Genomic DNA, 20052 nt, shown 5'->3' on the forward strand with positions numbered 1-20052 from the left:
CCCAGAGATTTCCCGCAGGAATGGATTACATTAATTAGTTATACAAAAAGCCCCGCATTCGCATACGGGGCTAAAATATTTATCAGTCTTGTTTCTGCCGGACAGGTTAGTTCGAGGAAACCGAAACCTGCTTGCGCTTCTTGTCTTTGCGCTCGAATTTCACGACACCGTCGATCAGTGAAAACAATGTATAGTCTTTGCCCATACCGACGTTTTCACCCGGGTGAATCTTTGTGCCACACTGGCGTATGATGATCGAGCCGGCGGTGACTTGCTGTCCGGAGAAAGCCTTGACTCCACGGCGCTGGCCGTTGGAATCTCTGCCGTTTCGGGATGACCCGACACCTTTTTTATGAGCCATGATAGTCCTCCAAAATTTCAAGACCCAAATACTTATCATATTTGGGTCTTTCGAGTATATATCAAACCTGTCGATTTGGCAAGCTATATTTTCTCCGAAACTGTATTTTTGCTTTCGGATTCGGATTTTTCAGGTTTGGTTTCCGTCTTAAACGAAAGTCCCTCATCGCCTTCACGGAAATCGACAGCGACCTCGCAATCACCGGCGTACTGTCCGCGCAGAATCTCCTCGGCCAGGGGGTCTTCGAGATAGGTCTGGATGGCACGGTTGACCGGGCGAGCGCCATAGACCTTGTCATAGCCCTTGTCGGCCAGAAATTCGCGAGCCGAGTCGGTCAGCGAGAAGGAAATACCTTTCTCGGCCAGACGCTGTGAAACCTCGACCAGGCGGATTTCGATGATTTCCTTGATATGATCCTTGGTAAGTGAATGGAAGATAATCGTATTGTCGATACGATTCAGAAGCTCCGGATTGAAAATCTTACGGAGCTCTTCCAGGACCTTCTTTTTCATGTTATCATGATTATCATCGACCTGTTCCTGGGCAAATCCAAGTGATTTGCCGTCGCGGATCTTGCGTGTACCGATATTGGAAGTCATGATAATAATCGTGTTGCGGAAATCTACCCGGCGGCCGAATGAATCGGTCAGGCAACCATCGTCGAAAAGCTGAAGCAGGATGTTAAACACATCCGGATGGGCTTTTTCGATTTCGTCCAGAAGGACCACCGAGTAGGGATGACGGCGGACTTTTTCGGTCAGCTGACCGCCTTCTTCATAGCCGACATACCCCGGAGGAGCACCGATCAGTCGTGAAACCGCGAATTTTTCCATGTATTCGGACATATCAATACGGATCAGCGCATTGGCATCCTCGAACATGAAATTGGCCAATTCGCGCGAGAGCTCGGTCTTACCGACACCTGTCGGACCCAGAAACACGAATGATCCGATCGGTCGCCTGGGATCGCCCAGACCGGCACGGGCACGGCGGATTGCCTTGGCAATAGCCTGGATCGCCTCGTCCTGACCGATGATCTTTTTCGAGACTTCCTCTTCCATGCGCAGAAGACGCTTGGATTCTTTTTCCTCCAGACGGAAGAGCGGGATGCCGGTGATCTTGGCGACCACCTGGGCGATATCCTCGCCTTTGAGCACGATCATCTGTTTTTCGCGCTCTTCTTCCCAGTCGGATTTCATTTTTTCCAGCTCCTCGCGCTTGTTTTTCAGTTCGTCGCGCAAATGAGCCGCCTTCTCGAATTCCTGGTTTTTAACAGCGTCTTCCTTGCGGGAAGCGATTTCCTCGATTTCGCTTTCGATTTCGGAGAATTCCTTGGGCTTGGTATAGGTCGACAGATGAGCCCGGCTTCCGGCCTCGTCGATAATGTCCAGAGCTTTATCCGGCTGGAATTTGCCGGTAATATATCGGTCGGACAGTTTGACTGACATTTCGACTGCTTCATCGGAAATCTTGATCTTGTGATGATCTTCGTATTTCTGTCTGAGACCCATCAGGATCTGAATCGATTCCTCGGTGGTCGGCTGTTCGACCATCACGGTCTGGAAACGCCTCTCGAGAGCGCCGTCCTTTTCGATATATTTCCTGTATTCATTCAGGGTGGTAGCGCCGATGCACTGCAGTTCACCGCGCGAGAGGGCGGGCTTGAAAATATTGGAAGCATCCAGAGAACCTTCCGCACCGCCGGCGCCGACGATTGTATGCAACTCATCAATGAAAATCACCACATCCTGGCTGTTGATAATTTCATTCATGACCGATTTGAGACGTTCCTCGAACTGCCCGCGGTATTTGGTGCCGGCCACCAGTGAGGCCATATCCAGAGTCACCAGGCGTTTGTTCTCCAGTGTCTGGGGAACCTTGCCTGCTACGATCTTCTGGGCCAGCCCCTCGGCGATAGCTGTTTTGCCGACGCCGGGTTCGCCGATCAGGACCGGGTTGTTCTTTTTACGTCTCGAAAGGATCTGGGTCACTCGCTCGATCTCGTCATCACGGCCGATGATCGGGTCGAGTTTGGAACGACGGGCCAGTTCGGTCAGGTCGCGTCCAAAATGATCCAGGGCCGGAGTCTTTGATTTTTTGCGTTTCTTGGCGAAACTGGAAGGCTTGCCGGACTGGATGTTCTTGAGCTCTTCATAAGCTTCCTGGTAGGTGATGTCGTACATAGACAGCACCTGCGCGGCCACACCTTCTTCATCTTTAAGAAGCGCCAGAAGTATATGTTCAGTGTCGATATCTTTCGATTTCAGAGCACGGGCTTCCTGCCCTGAGACCTCGAGGGTCTTTTTGGCACGAGCAGTCAGGGGAAGCTGTCCCATAGTCATCGTGCCTCCGGAAGGCTGAACGACATCCTCGATGGACTGTTTGAGGTCCGCCAGATCGAGTCCGATATTGGTTATGATCTCAACCGATAACCCTTCACCCAGGCGGATCAGTCCCAACAAAAGATGTTCCGTACCGATGTAATCATGCCGCAGACGAGTTGCTTCGTCGCGGGCATACTCGATAGCCTTTCGGGCCAGTTCGGTGAACATCTCATTCATAGTTTAAACCTCCATATTGATCTACTTAAGCTCTGCCAGCTTTCCTCTTATCAATTCCGCACGTTTTGCATCTCTTTCCGATGATGACAAATCCGTGCCGTACTTCTTCAATATATGTGCTGGCTGTGCTAACACAAGTATTTCATTTAAAAGTGTCAGAGGAATCATATCCAGAACCCCCAGGGCCATTCCCAGTCGAACGGCCGAAAGCAGGTTCATAGTTTCCTCAGATGTTAACACCCTGGCATGCTTTAGGATCCCATATGCACGCCAGATTTTATCTTTAATCTCATCCGGAGCGTCCCTGACGAGGACTTTCCGGGCGTTTTCTTCATGTTCAATCATCTGACGAGTTATCTGCTGAATCGATTCGAGTATATCGTTCTCGGTTCGACCCAAAGTCGTCTGGTTCGATATCTGGAACAGGTTTCCGAGCACTTCTGTTCCTTCGCCATAAAATCCGCGGACCGCCAGACCGAGTTTTGTGATCTGTTCGATGACCTTGTCAATCTCGCGGGTCAGCACCAGGCCGGGCAGATGAATCAGAATCGAAGCCCGCATACCGGTACCGCAGTTGGTCGGGCAGGATGTCAGAAAGCCGTAGTCGGAATCGTAGTCGTAGGCCAGTGTATCGCCCAGCCTGTGGTCGATACTTTCCGCAATAGACATCGCTTTCTGGATATCCATTCCCGAGGCCAGCGCCTGGATACGCAGGTGATCCTCTTCGTTGACCATCACGCTGGTATCTTCGCTGTCAGTGATATAGAGCGCGCGTGAAAGCCGGTCGGTAAAAAATTCGGGGGAAATCAGGTGTCTTTCGATCAGAAACTTACGATCCAGACTGGAAATTTCCTCGGATTTGTAAAACTCCCCAACATTGAGGATGCTGGCTTTTTCGAGCGCCGTCCGCACAAATTCTCTGACATTTTCTGATTCCTCCGGACTGCTCCGGGCAGGATACATCATATTCTGGATGTTGCGCGCCAGTCTTACCCGGCTCGAGACAACGATGGCACTGTCATTGCCATCGGCCTTCAGCCACGATGCGGTTTTTTCTGTCATCCCTTCAAACATACTCAGCCCTACCTATTTTTCTTCGACAATAACTTTCAATTGATCGCGGAGTTCGGCCGCCTTTTCGAAATCCTCGTTTTTGATCGCTTCTTTCAGTTTTTCCTGCAGTTCACGTTCCTGTTTGAGCGGTTCCATGGCGGTCGCGTCACCTTCGGGAAATTTGCCGACATGACGGTTGGAGCCGTGGATCTTGCGCAACAGCTCATCGAGCTGGGTCTTGAAGGAACGGTAGCATTTACCGCATCCGAATTTGCCGGTTTTCGAAAACTCGGCGAAAGTCAATCCGCAGGTGGAACAACTGATCTGCACCAATGAACCGGTTTTCTCCTTGAAATCCTTGTCGACCATCGAGGTCAAAAAATCTCCAAGAGGAAACGGCACCGATTTCAGCGGATTCTTAAAACCCAGCTTCTTGGCACAGTCTTCACACAGGTGATACTGAATTTTCTCGTCATTAGAGACCTGTGTGAAATTTATGGTAGCTTCGTTTTTCTTGCAATGATCACACAACATACCCCAGCCTCCGCTACTCTTTGCTTAAAATCCCGGCGGACAGTATATATTTTTTATCGGTAGTTTCCGCCAAAGCTCTATTATGAGTTGCAATTAAAAATGTTGTCCGCGTGTCCCGGTTGATATCTTTCAGAAGCTGATGAAGCTCGGAGGAAGTGTTTTCGTCCAGATTCCCACTCGGTTCGTCCGCAAATACAATCCTGGGAGAGTTCACCAGGGCACGAGCGACCGCAACCCTTTGTTGTTCTCCGCCCGAGAGTTTACCCGGGCGATGATTTACTCGATCTTTTAAATTCACCTTATTCAATATATTATACGCACGTTGTTCCGCTTGTTTCCGGTTATACCCGGATATTAACAAGGGCATCATGACATTTTCGAGAGCGCTGAATTCGGACAGAAGATAATGGAACTGATATACAAAGCCGATATTCTCATTTCTGAAACGTGCCAGCCTGTTTTCGTTCATATCTGCCAGGTCATCGTCGCCGTAAGCTACACATCCCTCGGAAGGTGAATCCAGGCCGCCCAGAAGATAGAGCAGGGTGCTCTTTCCGGCACCGGAGCTTCCCACGATCGAGATCATTTCGCCCTCGGCCACATTCAAATCGATACCCCGCAGGATCTCAAGCTCTCCCTCAGATGTTACGAAACGTTTTCGGAGCCCGCTTGCTTCGAGGATGGCCGGGCTTTTGTCGCGTTTCGACTGTCCACTATTTTTATTGTCGCCAATTTCCATATTTTATTTAGCCAAAGCTATTGGTAGCGAATAATTTCTAAGGGATACAACCGTCCCGCGCGGAAAGCCGGGTATAAAGTTGCCAGAAATGACAGCAAAACAGCCGCCACACATATCGTTACGAAATCCGTCAGCCTCATCTCGATCGGCAAAAAACTGAGAAAATAGATATCACCCGGAAGCGCGATGATCCTGAAAGTGGACTGAACCCAGCACATCAAATAGCCAATTACCGCGCCAAACGCTGTTCCGCTCAACCCGGATATCAGCCCGATCGACATGAAGATCTTTACGATCGAGCCGGGATTTGCCCCGATCGTCTTCAAAATTGCTATCTCCGGCTGTTTCTCCTGAACCACCATCACCAGTGTGGAGATGATGTTAAAAGTCGCTACGGCTACGATCAAAAGCAACGCCAGTGTCAAAAGTATCTTCTCCCATTTCATCCAGTAGAACAAGTTAGCGTGTGATTCGACCCAGTTGCGGACCGCATAAAACATCCCGATTTTCTGGTCGAGACGCTCCGAAATACTGATGACCTTAGCCGGGTCAGTAACTTTCACCTGAATCGCAGTGACCGGGTCAGCGGGTTTGAGATGGTCCGCAGGTTCCAGGTAGTGATTGGCCAGAGGTTCAAGAAGTGGATTTGCGAATGCCAGCAGTTTGCTTTTTGAACGCCGGAACTGATCTTTGAGTTTGAATATCTTTTGTGCTTCCGGGATCGAAACGAAGATGAAGTGATCGTCGTAATCATACATCCCCGTCTCAAACACGCCGTTGACGATAAAACGCGTTATCTTTATATCGCTCATACCGAGAGATAGACTTTTGCCCTTCAGGCTGGCGGTGAAGACGGTATCCTTCAAACCCACTTTGAGCCGGCGTGCCAGACCGCTTCCCAATACCGCCCCGGGCAGGTTTCCGCCGGATTTGAACACAAATTTTCCGCGGATCATGTTCTCGCGCAGGCTCGAGACCCGGCCGAGTCTGCGGGGATCTACTCCTCTGATAATCACGCCGTCGGTCTCATATTCCGAGCCGACCGCGCCTTTTCCGACCACCAGGGGCATTGCCCCGACGATCCCGGAGGTGGATTCGATTTCCTCGATCAATTCGCCATAATCTTTAATACCGCTGTTATTGTAGCCGTAAACAGTGATGTGAGATATTGTTCCGCCAATACGGGATTTGACTTCGGTCTCGAAACCGTTCATCATCGAATTGACGAATATCACCACAGCTACGCCGAGAGCGACTCCCCCGATCGAGAGGAAAGTCAGAAGTGAAATGAAGCGCTCCCTTTTTTTCGACTTCAGGTATCGCCGTGCTATGAAAAATTCAAAGCCCATCTCATTCCGGTTTCAACTGAGGGAAGAGGATCACTTCCCGAATATTGGTCTGCCCGGTCAAAAGCATGAACAACCGGTCGATTCCAACCCCCAGACCGCCGGTAGGGGGCATGCCGTACTCCATCGCACGCAGGAAATCTTCATCCAGGGTATGTGCCTCGTCATCGCCGAGTTTCGAGAACTGCTGCTGCATCATGAAACGGTCGCGCTGGTCATCGGGATCATTCAATTCCGAGAAAGCGTTGGCGACTTCCGAACCTGCCACGAACAGTTCGAAACGTTCAGTCAATTTGGAGTTATCGCGGTGGAGCTTTGCCAGAGGTGACATCTCGATCGGATGATCGGTGATAAATGTCGGCTGAATCAGCTCCGGCTGAACTTTTTCGGTAAAGATGTCATCGATGATTTTCGGTCGGCCGCGATCCTTTTCGATTTCGATTCCAAGTTTTTCGCAGGATGCGATGATTTCCTCAGTGGACATACTGGCTATATCCATGCCGGTATACTTTTTGATCGAGTCCAAAATCGGGAGGACCTCCCACTCGCTGTCGAAATCGAACTTGTAATCGCCGAACTCGAACTCGGTCTTGTCGAAGACCTCCCGCACCACAGTCAAAAGCAGGCGGCGGAAAAGTCTCATGATATCGTGATAATCGGCATAGGCCATATAAAATTCGACCATAGTGAATTCCGGATTGTGGGCGCGGTCAATACCTTCATTTCGGAAGTCCTTGCAAACCTCGTAGACTTTTTCATAGCCCCCGATTATGAGCCTTTTCAGATAGAGCTCATCGGCAATTCGCAAAAACAACTCAGTGCTGAGGGCGTTATGGAAAGTCGTAAAGGGGCGCGCAGATGCTCCCCCATAGAGAGGTTGCAAAACCGGTGTCTCGACCTCCAGAAAACCCTCCGCATCCAGGAAATTGCGGATCGCTCGGATCAGAGCACTGCGTTTGCGAAAGAGATCTTTTATCTCCGGATTGGCAATCAGATCGAGGTATCTCTGCCGATAACGAGTCTCGATATCCTTGAGGCCATGCCATTTTTCAGGTAGCGGTCGCAGGGCCTTGCTCAGAACCGCTAACTTTTCGACCTGGATTGTAATCTCGCCGGTGCGGGTTTTAAAGGCGGGACCGGTAACGCCGATTATATCACCGATATCAGTCAGTTTATAGAGCTTGAAAACGTCGTCGCCGACTACATCTTTTTTGACATAGATCTGGATTTTACCGCGCTCATCCTGAATATGGCTGAAGGCCGCCTTGCCCATCACGCGAGTGGTGATGATCCTGCCGGCTAAAGACATTTTCTTTTCTGATTTTTCCAGCTCCTCGAAATTCTCGAAAACATAACTCGAATCTGTATCTTTTTCGAAACGGTAGGGAAAAGGGTTTATGCCCAGCTCGCGGATCTGTTCGAGCTTATACCGTCTGGCTTCCAGTATATCGGACAGCTTTTTCTGTTGATCTTCTGCCATATCGAACTCCATCGATTGTCAGGTTAAACTTCACGGCTGTATTTTTGCTTAAGCATCCTGGCGACTGCCTCCGGGACCAGGTCCTCGTACTTTCCGCCATGCTCGGCCGCATCCTTAATAATGCTCGAAGAGAGATAGACATACCTGAATGAGGTCATCAGAAAGACGGTCTCCGTCTTGCGCGACATCTTACGGTTCATCAAAGCCATCTGGAATTCATGTTCGAAGTCAGATACCGCCCGTAAACCCCTCACGATCGCCACCGCTTTCTCACTTTCGGCCAGGTCGGCGATCAGGCCGGAAAAACTGATAACTTTGATTTTGCCGTTTTTTGAAAATGACTCGAGTGTCATCTGAAGACGTTCTTCTTCGGTAAACAGGTATTTCTTCTTGGGATTGTGCGATACCGCTACAATAACCTCGTCAAACAGGCTGGCCGCGCGCATGGCGATATCGACATGGCCGTTTGTTATCGGATCGAAACTCCCCGGGTAAATCGCTTTTCTGAAGGTGCCTTTCATCTTCTTTAACCGTCACTTATGTTAAGCGTAAATTTTTTCGATTTCACGATGAGCCAGAAGCAGTGTCAGGTATTCAGCCTCGAAACCGATTTCACCGCTTTGTGGCAGATCGTCTTTGTCGATGGTGTTCAGTTGAAGCCCGAGTTCGTCTTTGAGCTTTTGACACTGTTCAGCATCGAAATTGTCCTTCAAGATATAGACCGGAAGCCGTTCTGTAAAGCCGCTGGAAGCGGAATATACAGATAAATCCTGATTTAAAAATCCTGTCCTGAAATCACCAGCGGAAGCGCTTGAAGCGATCGGTTTTTGCTTGATGACCGGGTAACCCCGGGACTGGAAAAATACCGCCCGTATATAATCTGGATCGCGCAATAGAATAATCCCCTCGTTGAAAAGGGAGGGCAAACCATCGGCGTATTGCCTGAATAACTGCTGGACCGAAAACATACCGCTGGCCACCAGTCCGCGCGTTTGAAGTATTTCATTGAATCGGGCCAGGTGGCTGTCGCGTATCGCCAGGCAGTATTCGGATTTCAGTACCGGGTTATCGCTTTTTCTCGGAAGGGTGCAGATGGTCTGAAACTCTCCGTCATCACCCGGCAGAGTCTGCCTGATTTCCCACTGGCGGTGGTTTTTGGGAAGCTCTCGGTCGAGCTCGGGATACACAATCGCTGTCGCAACCGTCATTTCGGGCGGAGGTACAAGATATGTTCGCAAATGCTTGAAAGACGGCATTCGCTTCCCGATCAGTTCCTTTAGAGCCTGATTGAGAGAAACGAATAGTTCAGTCCACTCAGAAGTCTCAAATTCGATTCGCCCATGGTCGAGGATTTCGGGACGGTCTCGGTCGAAACCGCTGTATAGATACTTGAAACCGCCGGAATATATCTCCAGCGTCAGAAAGTCCTGCTTCAGTCTGAGCAAATTACTCCAGTACGATGAAATTGGCTATTTTCTCGAGGGTTTTCGGCCCGATACCATTGACCTGTTCAAGGTCATTCAAATCATCGAAATCGCCGTGGGCAACACGATGCTCGACGATTCTCTCGGCGTATGTCGGTCCGATGCCAGGCAAAAGCTCGAGAGAATCTGCCGGGGCGGTATTGACATTGATACTCAAATGACTGCTTCCGGATGGCACCGCATTATGGAGGCTATGAGCATCGTTGCTTTTATGACGGGCCTGTACTGTTTCGATCAATAATTCCGGTGGAAGCTTACGATGAGATTTCTGGTAAATCATCAGGGCCCCGCCCAGTATCAGGCAGGCCAGCAGAAACAGAACCGCCCACAGATCGTTTGCGGTGAAAACCCTTTTTCTCTCCGAATCCATGAGCAGAAGATACTAACCGCCAAACAGCAGGGCAACTAAAATTTTGCCCACATTGCCCAGCGATTCGGGACTGCATTTGTCCGGGGTGTCCTGAACCGTATGCCAGTACGGATAATCGAAATCTATTACCACGATCGAGGGTATACCGATGAACATGAAAGGCAGGTGATCGTCGTAGACCGCGTAGCCGACCTGGGGCTGGAAGGTTTCGATACCAAGTTCTTCAGCCAGATCCCAGACCTTGTTGACAATCGGACGGGATCTCTGCACTGAATACTGCTCTTTATATATCTTCTGGTCGGCGTCGCCGATCATGTCGATTACTATCACGAATTCATAAGTGCTGACCTTGATTTGCTGAGCATAGTGCTTGGAGCCGATACAGAAGTAATCCAGGTGACCGTCGCGCCCCCAGTCCTCGAGATCAAAAAGCACCAGATCGACGCCGATTTCAGGTTCGTGGCCTGCGAGGATGTTGGCTAATTCCATGAAAACCGCCACACCGGAAGCACCGTCGTTTGCGCCCAGGACGGGCTTGTCATGGTTTTTCGGGTCGGGATCCCGGTCGCACATCGGCCTGGAATCGTAATGAGCACCGAGCATGATCCGCTTGTCTGCATCAGGATAAAATCGAGCCACAACATTTCTGATCGGCAGAGTCAGATTCTTGATCGTGTCGGTGAAAGTCGAACTGTCGATGAATACCTCTGCACCACAGTTGCGGAAATGCTCGATGAACATCGTTACAGCTTTGCCGTGGGCCTCGGTGCCGGGTACACGCGGTCCCAGGTCAGTTTGATCAAGAATGTATTGATAAGACTGCTGGGAATCGAATTGCGGTACCTGGTTTCCGCAGGCCGAAAGGCAGATTATTCCGACCAGGAATATCCAGCCGAAAGGCTTAGCCATCGCTGTCATCAGAAGTTGATCTCCACCCAGATACCCAGCTCGCGCACATGGCTTTTCTGGAAACGGGTTTTGTCGTTTGAATCCTGCCAGCGTGCCGACAGCCCGCCATTGATATTGGTCGAGAAACTGTAGGAGATACGCGGCATGATCGTGAAATCCGTCTTGTCTGAAGTGGTCGTCCAGCCTTTATCGTTGTGCGAATTGTTCTCCGATTTCTGGTGCTTGCGCGAAACACTTATGTTAAACGAGAGGCTCGACTTCAGACGGCCGAAGATCGGAAGTTTGATACTGCCGTCGCGCGCGTTGAGAGTGAAACGCATCGAAAACTGCCAGTTGTTGGAAGTCGTGCGAGTTTCGTTGGCGATTTCCCCGGCGTTATAGTTTTCACGCTCGCTGATTTGGCGGTCGTATTTCAAATTGCACTGCAGCTTATTGAACCACGTAAAATTCATCCCAAAAAACGGGGCGTAATTCTCCGAAATCGTGCGGGTTTGCAATACCTCTCCGATGGTGGTATCAGCGGTGCTGAATGTCAGGTCTTCTTTTTTGGCATAGCGCGTGTCTATCGCGAGTGAATTGAAGAAGAAACTGATCAGCTTGTAGCGCTCCAGGTTGGAAAGTGACCACGACAGGTCGGGGAACGTGGTTCCCTCGGATCGATTCTTACGCACCGATGATTCCGATTCGTTAAACGCGTACTTGGCATTGATGCGTGATCCCATTATGAAGCGCACATCCGAGCGCGCGTTGTAGGCGACCGTCTGCGTGTTGACGTTACGGGCGGTTCGGCTGATGACCGAATCGTTGATCTCCACACCGGGATCATCGGAGAGACCGAGTATATATCTCCAGGTTGGGCGCTCCTCCAGTCCCCAGTATGTGTACTTGTTGTCGATCGAATAACTGCCGGAGATATCTCCTAATCTGTTTGTGAAGAAACGGACGAATGCCAAAATCGGCTTATGCGGGGCGAATCCACCGCCCTTTTTGGTTGAATCGGAATCGGGCGGGGGAGCGCTTCCGCCGTGGCCGGTTCCGAAGAATGCCTTGGGACGGAAACTTCCGCTGACCGTGATAGAATTGCCGTTTCTGACGTTGCGCGTGCCGGCCTGGTTTCGGGCCGGATCGGAATTCTCATGGTAGTCGGCCCGATAGGAAAACTTGTGTGTCAGAAAATTGAACAGCGCCGGGCTGTAATTCAAATTGAAATTCTGCTTGTTGTCGAGCTCAATACCGAGCTTCATCTCAGATGGCTTGAAAGAGAATTTGATATCGTCTGTATCGCGGATATCCCGTTTCGTTTGCAGGCTGTAATCCGCCTGCATGGATTTGAACACCGGCCACTTGAGCGCGAGATCGCCGTCGAGCGTGCGGTTGTAAGTCGAGGTCTTGAAATCCTGGTTGTTAATACTGCTTGAATAAGTCTTCTGCGCCACGGCTGACATTTTGAAAGTCGACGGCAGATAGCTGAATTCGGAATTACCGATCGCATCGGGAAGAAGGGGAATCGGTCGCAACCAGAACAGAATCGGTATCGTGAACTTGCCCTTTGGCGACAGATCGTAACTGCCCTTGGCGGTATATGACTCCGACTGGCTGGTCGGGACCGTGGGTGATTTGCTCTGGGTCTCATTGTAAGAGAAAGAAGTCGTGATCCGGTTCAGTATCAAATTAAAGAGCAGGTTGCCGCCACGTTTCCTGAAGGACTGCGAGATTGAAAAACGCCGGTTGGTGGAACGCGAGGTCTGGGCCTCAAGGTCATCATCGGGGATAATGATATCCGATCCCGGCTTGAGGCGCGGAGTCGACTCGTTTCTGCTCCAGCTGTACGAGAAGGGCAGGCTGGCTCCCCAGCTCGGAGGCAGGAATTTGTGCAGGCTGATCCGCGTTGTATAACTGTAACTGGTCTGCTGTTTGCCGGAACCCAGATTACCCTTGTTGGCGGCTGTCAGGTTGCGGAAATATTCATCCTGATTCTTGTAATTCGCGCTGTATGATATGAAATCTGAAAATCCTCCCGAAATCGAAGCACGCATAGCCATACCGTTGTCATCACGGGCATCGCTCAAGCGCAGTTCATCGAGCCATAACTCACCCGATATCGGCATATAATCGAGCGTATCGGAATTGGTTATACCGATCGCGAAGTACTGGATTGTGGTCAAAGATGGCGATCCCCTGACAGTGTATTTACCTAACGTGATTTCATTTATTGAGGGGTCGTCCAACCTGGCCTCGGTCAGATCATCTTTGAGCGGAGTGATCTCGTTAAAATCTATCACCACATGGTTGGAATCATGCCAGCCCGGATAGATGTTCGTATGATATCCATAAAAATTGTTTCTGTCCCGACCGAGCCTGAAGAGTACCCTGATCGGGGAGGCCTCACCTCCCGGAAGAGAATCGGGACCATGTACGAACATTCTGATTTTCTGGTAGCCGGCGTAATCCTCAGCCTGGAACAGGGTTCGCGAGGCAATGGCTGTATCCGGAACCATCCTGACGATCGTCGAATCGGTCGGATTGCCGCTGGAATCGACGACTTCCTCTATTACCTCGTGATAATTGAGGTTGTTAAAGCGGACCAGAAGCGACTGCTCTTTTTCATAGGTGTCGGTGGTCTTGTCGTAGTATCCTTCCACGCCCGGGGGAGATTCGTAATTCGTGTTGTCTTCGGTGTTGATAACCGAGATCGTGAAACTTGTGTTTTCACCGGTGCGGTCGATATCTGTCGGATAGATTACCGAGTCTTCTTCCCAGCGCACGGTGACTATGTTGATGTCGGCAATTTCCACTATGGTCGTGGTGTCGAAGTCGGTCACCCACATGCGCGCGTAAGCGATCCGTCCCCAATCGGGGTTGCCGTAAAAGTCGTAGTTGCTCGAATCCTTGAGCGGGATCTGGAAAGTTTCCCAGCCGTTGATATTGGAGCCTGCCACCCGGAAACGATCCAGGTCGGCGTAATCTATGGTAAACTGGAAATAGTCATTGTTGACATCGAGCTGACCCTCGCCGGAGATATCTTCGGTATCGGGGTAATTACCGCCGGCATCGAAACGATTATTCTCAGTACCGTTGATATTCGAATAGTCATCCTTATCTTCATAGCTGTAATTATCATCATTGGGATCCGGATTGTCTGTGGGATCGTAGCAGGGTTCAGTAGAGTCCGCCAGCTGGTCCAGTCCGACATCTTCAAAGCTTTCCAGAATGCCATTCTGGTTGGTGTCTTCGGAATCGAGAAAACCGTCGCCGTCAATATCCTCGGAAATCTCTCCCAGGTCGATGACCAGTTTTCCGTTTAAGGGAGAATTGCCGTAGTTCGTACGCATCCTGATTTCCAATAACTGGGCCCGGGTCTGGTCCATGGCGCTGGAGGAGAAACCGCGCATAATCCCGGCCCAGCTTGTACTCGGATCAATCGGTTCTTCATCGAACTGACAGGAATCGACTTCGATCTTTCTGGTATTTGCCGGCCTGAACTCCAAAGCCAGGGTGGTCTTGTGATCGCTTCCGCGCACGTCGCGATTATATATCTGCTGAACTGAATAGGGGTCGTAACGGTTGTACCAGTAAAGTTTACCCCGTGGTCCAATCGTGTCGGGAGGAGCGGATGACTTATCCCACTGGTATCGAATCACACCCAGGCTGTAGGCTTCCTTGGAACTCTCGAAATCATCGACATAGGCTTCACCGGCGACATTCGGATTCGGCCGCGATTGGGCCAGCTCACCGGATATCTGTAAGGGCGAAGCGCCTTTTGCCTCGATAAACGGCAGGGCGTCGGTCAGTTTGGTCAGAAACGGCAGTTCCGTCTTGTAGGAAAAATCGGTGTCCCAGACCATGTATTTTGAGGTCTCCTGGCCGACACGCGGTTTACGGTCGGTCGATTTTTCTCCTTTATATAGAAGGGTGCCTCCGATATTAAAATTCTGGCTGAGCTCATATTCACCGCGGATTCCGAACAGGCTTTTCTTTTCTGAGGCGATAAACGGTTCGTATTCGAAATCGATTTGAAGATCGGCATTGGGGTCTGAAACCTTATCGGTCAAAAAGTTGATCCGACCCAGCTCATAGTATATCCTGTAATCGCGATTGCGCTGGAGTTCCTCGCCGTTTAAGACGACTCGTTCCGAGCCCTCGATGATGTTGATATGGCCCAGGTAGTATTCGGTCTGTCTCTGCGAGGTCGCGAACTGGATATAGTATTCCGTGAACTCCGAACCGCGACTTGTAATCGAACTCTTTCTCAGGTTGTATATCTCCGGTACCTTCTCGGGAAGCCGGGCATTGGTAGTGGTGGCGAAGGTCGTGTCCATGTTGAACGGTTCCGGATGGGGGAAGATCAGGTAACCACGGTCACGAATCAGGATATTCGGGTTATTCGCATCGATTCTGCCATCGGGAGTTGGGCTTCCGGTTACGTCAGTGCGGTCCAATCCCAGGATCTGGATGTACGGGGTACCGTCTTCGGTGTGATCGAGGTTATTATCTTCCTGCGTTTCGGTTCCGGGCGGACCATAGAAGATTTTTACCTCGATACCATTCGGATCTATATCGCGCGCGCCCAGGCTGTAAACATTGCGCCATTCATAGTAAAATGATTCCATAGTGGAATCGGCACGATTTTCTTCCAGTGCGATCAACTTCAGGTCGAGAGTGTCTCCGACTTTGCTTCCGATTTCTGCAATCTCACCGTTGTCGTATTGAACTCTAAACCACCCGGCGATAAGTTTGCGCCGGTCGTAGGTAAAAACTTCCAAATACTTGGAGCGATTGTAAACATAGTATTCATCATATTCCAGGCGGCGTACGGTAGTCACTATGTCCTCATCGTTGGCCTCGGAATTGAATGGCTCAGCGGGATCGACCGAAACACGGGCATACTCCCATTGTTCGGAGTTGATGTCGTTGTTTACATTGCTCTGCTGATAGACGAAGATTTCTGATTCTATGATTTCTGCGACTCTCGGCTTGGTCGGTTTTCCGCGCGATTCCGCATCCAGGCCGAGCCAGAAGAAAGTTCGCTCGAGGTAGTTGTAATCACGTTTGTAATTAGTCTGCTGGGAAGCTCCCGCGGTGAAACTTGAGGTTTCCGTGGAACCCTTCTCCTGTGAGACAATCGCGGTCAGGTCGAGCGGCCCGATCTTTGCGGTAGACTTGATGCCAAACAGGCCCTGCACTCTCTGTGAGTAGCCGACGAACTGTGTGTTTGGAAGCGAGAGATTTGTATTGCCAGCCTCTATGGTCTGAATTATTTCATCCTCGGTGCCCTTGTAACGAATCTTGATCGTGTTGGCCAGGTCAGTCTTGCGCTCCGAGTTCTGGTCGACTTCGACTGTGATCTTGGTTCCAATCGTACCGGTGATTTTGTAGCGTGAAACCTGCTCCATGTCGAGTGAAGGGAATTTATTGACACGGTTGATAGCATCCGACTCAGTATCGGTCCACTGGCTTCTCCCGGAGAATGAAATTTTCTGGTAGCCGGTGACATTCAGTCCGGCCGAACCTTCGCCGGCGACCGCCTCGACCAACGACCCGATTGCGGGCAGGTCGACCTTGATATTTACCAGGCCCGCGGCCTTGTCCTTTTCAGCTCGCTTGGTGGATTCGTACATGTTTTCTATCCACCAGCGGTTGACACCCTCCTCGCTGTAAACTCTGGCATTGACAAGGTAATTCTGGAAGCGGGGCGTCTCAAGTTTGTGGTCTTTGATCCTGCGTTCGTAGAGAATGTTTCTGGTTTCCAAATCCCAGCTGGTTTTTTTGGATACCGATACACGCCTTAATGCTAAAAGCCCCTGGGGATCGCCATGAAAATAGATACCACCGCGATCTCGAGCCTGGGGAAAGGGCGTAATTGAGGGAATCTGATACCGCAGGGGCATCTGCAGATTGGTGTATGTCTCGATCTGCTCCTCGTCTTCATCCTGAGCAGAAGCGAGGCCTGCGGTAAGGCATACCAGCATTACCGCTATGAACGCTGGAAACAAGAAAAGTCTTTGAATGTCCTTCACTTCACATCCTGAGTTACAATCTAAGTCCTGTAAAGATTTTCGATAAATCTCTCCTTATGGTTTAATCTCCAAGGTAGGTTATTTCTTCTTCCAGCGTGTATCCGAATTCATTTTTGACTCTCTCTTTTAACATTTCCGCCAGTTTCCTGACATCCTCAGCCTTTGCCTGCCCCGAATTTATTAGGATATTGGCATGATTCTCGAAAACTCGCGCGCCCCCGATTGTCAGTCTTTTAGCACCGATTTTGTCGAGCAGGTAACCGGCTGCCAGCTTGCCGTGGGGCTGATCCGGAGCTTCGATATTTTTAAAAAAGCATCCCGCCGAACAGTCCCAGCCAGGATGTTTCGTTTCTCTCAAGGCCAATATCTCGGACTGCTTTGCAATCAGTTCCCGCGCAGGTTTGCGTTCAAAACCCAGTTTTACGCGCAAAACCACCTCGCGGGTTTTTTTCAATATACTGTTTCGATACGAAAATGCAAAATAATTATTGTCCTCCCAGCGGGGCTCCTCTCCGGGCTTTAAAATCTCCGCTGAAGTCAGGCTGTCGGCAATCGAGGTCCCGAACGCGCCGGCGTTGCCATACACCGCCCCGCCCACTGTGCCCTTGATTCCTGCCAGGGTTTCGATTCCCTGGAGTCCCTGGTTGCACATAGTATCCACCAGTGTTTCGAGGTTATAACCGGCATCTACCAGCAGGTGATCAGCTTCGATTTTGAGTTCGGAATTGGCGATGTAAATAATCAGGCCGTGGTAGCCGGAATCGGAGACTAGGATATTCGATCCGCCACCGATCACGAAATAACGAATACCGCTCTGGTGAGCCAGGTTGACCGAATCAATGATATCATCCCGATTACGGCATTCCACGAAGTAACTGGCTGGACCGCCGATCTTAAACGTGGTATAATCTGCCAGGGAATGATCCTGGAAAAACTTGTCTTTAAATCTTTTTTGTAGCAGGTCGATGACCTCTTTTGTTGCCTGCAATGCCGTTATCCTGTCATGGTGGGCAAGCATCGCTTTTCCCACAGTTTATACAATTTAAGCCCCATAAGTTCTTGTATCGGCACCAATTTTATTGATTTTTCCGATTATTTTCATCTTCCCGGCTGTCGGCCTCGGATTCTTCGGATGACTCCCCGGATTGAGCCTGATTTTCGCCGGATTCCGAGTCTGGCCGATCTTTTTCGCGATTGAGCTCATCCAGGTAATTCATACGAAGCTGATAGAGCACTCGTTTTAACAAACCGTCTTCGTCTTGTGTCAGATTTCCGGTCGTTTTCTTTTCCAGCATAGCCAGCATATCGATAGTCATCTGGGCCTGCTGGAGGTTTTTCTCAGTTTTCTGGGTTACCGGGTTGATGATTTTTCCGAGCGCTTGCATAGTAGAAGCCTCAAGGGAGAGCAGAAGGCTCATAAACATCGGGTCGGCCTGGGGCTGTTTGTTGTTTTGATCTTCAGGCATATCAATTCTTCTCCATCAACCTGATCGCGATCGAGAGGTTGTACTGCAAATCGAGCAGTTCCGCTTCGACTTTTTTTATAGTCCGTCCGAGATCGTAATCGTCGACTTCGTCCTTGACTTTCTTGATAATGTCGGCGATTTCGTAGGATTTCTCCGCGGCATCCTTGAGAAGTTGTAAGTCATTCATTTTAACCTCGCCTATCCCCCGAAGAGATGCGACAGTAATCCGCCGTATTTCGCGCGGATTGTCTGTTTTAACAGCTTGCCCTGTTTTTCGGGTAATTTAATTTTTTTTGATACTATGTCAAAGGCATATTTGCGGGCAACCTTTAAAAGCTCGGCATCACGGATTATATCAGCCAGCCTGAATTCCGGAAGCCCGTGTTGCCGTTCTCCCAGAAATTCTCCCGGCCCGCGTAGCCTCAGGTCGAACTCGGCGATCTCGAAACCATCCTGCGTAGAGGCGATCGCCTTGAGCCTTTCGGTCGCGGTTTCGCTCGCTTTTTCCTCGGCCAGCAGTATACAGTAAGATTGGCTTTCTCCGCGACCGACCCGGCCCCGTAACTGATGCAGCTGGGAGAGACCAAATCGTTCCGCATTCTCAATCAGCATAATCGAAGCCCGGGGCACATCGACACCCACCTCGATCACCGTGGTCGCCACCAAAATATCGATTTTACCGTTGCGAAAGCGGGAGGCGATCTGCTCTCGGTCTTCCGGCCCCAGCCTGCCATGGATCAGCGCCAGTTTGAATTCCGGGAAGACTTTTTCACTGAGCCTCTCGAATTCTCGCGTGGCCGCTTTCAGGTTCAGCTTCTCCGATTCCTCCACCAGCGGATAGACAATATAGGCCTGGCGCTTCTTTTTAATCTCGCTTCTGATGAATTCATATATCTTTTCCCTGGCCGAGAGAGGCCGAAGCGCTGTCTTGATCGGCTTTCGACCGGGGGGGGGCTTGTCGATCACCGACAGGTTGAGGTCTCCGTAAACGGTCAGCGCCAAAGACCTTGGAATAGGTGTGGCGGTCATGACCAGCAGATCGGGACTGCGCCCTTTCTCGCGCAGACGGCTTCTCTGGGCGACCCCGAAACGATGTTGTTCATCAATTACAACCAGTCCCAGGCGCTCATAGCGCACATCAGCCGAGATTAAAGCATGTGTGCCGACTACAATGTCTGAATAACCCGAAGCGATTTCCTCCAAAGCCAGCCTGCGTTGCCTGGTTTTCAACGACCCGCTCAGCAACTTGATATTGAGATCGAACCCGGCCAGCATACGGGTGATCGTGTTATAATGCTGTTCTGCCAGGAGCTCTGTGGGCGCCATAAATGCTGTCTGCAGATCGTTTTCGACCGCGTAGAGAATCGCCGCCAGCGCCACAACTGTTTTACCTGAACCGACATCGCCCAGAAGCAGGCGGCTCATCGGCCCGTCCTGCCGTAAATCGTCAAAAATCTCGCCCAGTACACGGGCCTGCGCGCCAGTCAGTTTAAACGGCAGAGATCGTTTAAATTCCTGCAGTAACTCGCCCGGTACCTGGTAGACATGATCCTTGGTAGTGCGTTTATTGTGGGCGTGGACTGTGGCAATGGCGATCTGGAGCAGAAACAGCTCCTCAAAAGCTAATCTCTGACGGGCGGTCTCGAGGCGGGTTTCATCCTCGGGAAAATGGATCTGCTCCAGCGCTTCGGCTATCTCTGGCAGTGTCAGTTCCTTTAAGATGAATTCCGGC

16 protein-coding genes are annotated in these 20052 nt (G+C 50.5%); all 16 read right to left on the bottom strand.

Features of this window, described 5'->3' with window-relative positions; all coding sequences use genetic code 11:
* Nucleotides 1-106: 106 nt before the first annotated feature.
* Complete coding sequence (gene rpmA, locus GF404_00805; GenBank protein MBD3380712.1) at nt 107-361, bottom strand: 50S ribosomal protein L27; 255 nt, start codon at nt 359-361, stop codon at nt 107-109.
* Nucleotides 362-444: 83 nt separating this feature from the next.
* The gene (locus GF404_00810; GenBank protein ID MBD3380713.1) at nt 445-2922 is read right to left on the bottom strand and encodes an AAA domain-containing protein; all 2478 of its coding nucleotides are present in this window, start codon (nt 2920-2922) and stop codon (nt 445-447) included.
* A 21-nt stretch (nt 2923-2943) separates the two neighbouring features.
* The gene (locus GF404_00815) at nt 2944-3996 is read right to left on the bottom strand and encodes a protein arginine kinase (protein MBD3380714.1); all 1053 of its coding nucleotides are present in this window, start codon (nt 3994-3996) and stop codon (nt 2944-2946) included.
* A gap of 12 nt (nt 3997-4008) precedes the next feature.
* Nucleotides 4009-4509: a hypothetical protein gene (locus tag GF404_00820; protein ID MBD3380715.1), complete on the bottom strand. Its 501-nt coding sequence runs from the start codon at nt 4507-4509 to the stop codon at nt 4009-4011.
* Nucleotides 4510-4522: 13 nt separating this feature from the next.
* Nucleotides 4523-5248 carry an ATP-binding cassette domain-containing protein gene (locus GF404_00825; GenBank protein ID MBD3380716.1) on the bottom strand — a complete coding sequence of 242 codons (726 nt, stop codon included), beginning with the start codon at nt 5246-5248 and terminating at the stop codon, nt 4523-4525.
* Nucleotides 5249-5265: 17 nt separating this feature from the next.
* A complete protein-coding gene (locus GF404_00830) occupies nt 5266-6597 on the bottom strand; it encodes an FtsX-like permease family protein (GenBank protein ID MBD3380717.1) in 1332 nt (443 codons plus the stop codon).
* Nucleotide 6598: 1 nt separating this feature from the next.
* Nucleotides 6599-8074 carry a lysine--tRNA ligase gene (lysS, locus tag GF404_00835; GenBank protein ID MBD3380718.1) on the bottom strand — a complete coding sequence of 492 codons (1476 nt, stop codon included), beginning with the start codon at nt 8072-8074 and terminating at the stop codon, nt 6599-6601.
* 23 nt (nt 8075-8097) lie between these two features.
* Entirely contained in the window at nt 8098-8595 is a 498-nt protein-coding gene (coaD, locus tag GF404_00840; GenBank protein ID MBD3380719.1) for a pantetheine-phosphate adenylyltransferase, read from the bottom strand.
* Nucleotides 8596-8616: 21 nt separating this feature from the next.
* On the bottom strand, nt 8617-9519 hold the full coding sequence (locus GF404_00845; GenBank protein ID MBD3380720.1) for a hypothetical protein: 903 nt from the start codon (nt 9517-9519) through the stop codon (nt 8617-8619).
* A 1-nt stretch (nt 9520) separates the two neighbouring features.
* Nucleotides 9521-9928 (bottom strand): hypothetical protein, encoded by a 408-nt coding sequence (locus GF404_00850; GenBank protein ID MBD3380721.1) that lies wholly within the window; start codon nt 9926-9928, stop codon nt 9521-9523.
* A gap of 12 nt (nt 9929-9940) precedes the next feature.
* The gene (locus GF404_00855) at nt 9941-10846 is read right to left on the bottom strand and encodes a M28 family peptidase (GenBank protein MBD3380722.1); all 906 of its coding nucleotides are present in this window, start codon (nt 10844-10846) and stop codon (nt 9941-9943) included.
* Nucleotides 10846-16854 carry a cell surface protein SprA gene (gene sprA / locus GF404_00860; GenBank protein ID MBD3380723.1) on the bottom strand — a complete coding sequence of 2003 codons (6009 nt, stop codon included), beginning with the start codon at nt 16852-16854 and terminating at the stop codon, nt 10846-10848. The genes GF404_00855 and sprA overlap by 1 nt, the downstream gene beginning before the upstream one ends.
* A gap of 61 nt (nt 16855-16915) precedes the next feature.
* A complete protein-coding gene (gene murB, locus GF404_00865) occupies nt 16916-17884 on the bottom strand; it encodes a UDP-N-acetylmuramate dehydrogenase (GenBank protein ID MBD3380724.1) in 969 nt (322 codons plus the stop codon).
* A 46-nt stretch (nt 17885-17930) separates the two neighbouring features.
* Nucleotides 17931-18320, bottom strand: a complete 390-nt coding sequence (locus tag GF404_00870; protein ID MBD3380725.1) for a DUF1844 domain-containing protein — start codon at nt 18318-18320, stop codon at nt 17931-17933.
* A gap of 1 nt (nt 18321) precedes the next feature.
* Nucleotides 18322-18507 (bottom strand): hypothetical protein, encoded by a 186-nt coding sequence (locus GF404_00875; protein ID MBD3380726.1) that lies wholly within the window; start codon nt 18505-18507, stop codon nt 18322-18324.
* Between the two features lie 11 nt (nt 18508-18518).
* On the bottom strand, nt 18519-20052 hold a 1534-nt coding region (gene recG / locus GF404_00880; GenBank protein MBD3380727.1), incomplete at its 5' end, for an ATP-dependent DNA helicase RecG.

It is taken from the genome of Candidatus Zixiibacteriota bacterium (genome assembly GCA_014728145.1).
In the GTDB taxonomy this organism is placed as follows: Bacteria; Zixibacteria; MSB-5A5; order JAABVY01; family JAABVY01; genus WJMC01.

Coding starts and splice junctions, on each gene's coding strand:
- GF404_00875 (MBD3380726.1), bottom strand. CDS start 18,507: ATGAATGACTTACAACTTCTCAAGGATGCCGCGGAGAAATCCTACGAA.
- GF404_00815 (MBD3380714.1), bottom strand. CDS start 3,996: ATGTTTGAAGGGATGACAGAAAAAACCGCATCGTGGCTGAAGGCCGAT.
- GF404_00870 (MBD3380725.1), bottom strand. CDS start 18,320: ATGCCTGAAGATCAAAACAACAAACAGCCCCAGGCCGACCCGATGTTT.
- GF404_00850 (MBD3380721.1), bottom strand. CDS start 9,928: ATGGATTCGGAGAGAAAAAGGGTTTTCACCGCAAACGATCTGTGGGCG.
- lysS (MBD3380718.1), bottom strand. CDS start 8,074: ATGGCAGAAGATCAACAGAAAAAGCTGTCCGATATACTGGAAGCCAGA.
- rpmA (MBD3380712.1), bottom strand. CDS start 361: ATGGCTCATAAAAAAGGTGTCGGGTCATCCCGAAACGGCAGAGATTCC.
- GF404_00830 (MBD3380717.1), bottom strand. CDS start 6,597: ATGGGCTTTGAATTTTTCATAGCACGGCGATACCTGAAGTCGAAAAAA.
- coaD (MBD3380719.1), bottom strand. CDS start 8,595: ATGAAAGGCACCTTCAGAAAAGCGATTTACCCGGGGAGTTTCGATCCG.
- GF404_00820 (MBD3380715.1), bottom strand. CDS start 4,509: ATGTTGTGTGATCATTGCAAGAAAAACGAAGCTACCATAAATTTCACA.
- GF404_00825 (MBD3380716.1), bottom strand. CDS start 5,248: ATGGAAATTGGCGACAATAAAAATAGTGGACAGTCGAAACGCGACAAA.
- GF404_00810 (MBD3380713.1), bottom strand. CDS start 2,922: ATGAATGAGATGTTCACCGAACTGGCCCGAAAGGCTATCGAGTATGCC.
- GF404_00855 (MBD3380722.1), bottom strand. CDS start 10,846: ATGACAGCGATGGCTAAGCCTTTCGGCTGGATATTCCTGGTCGGAATA.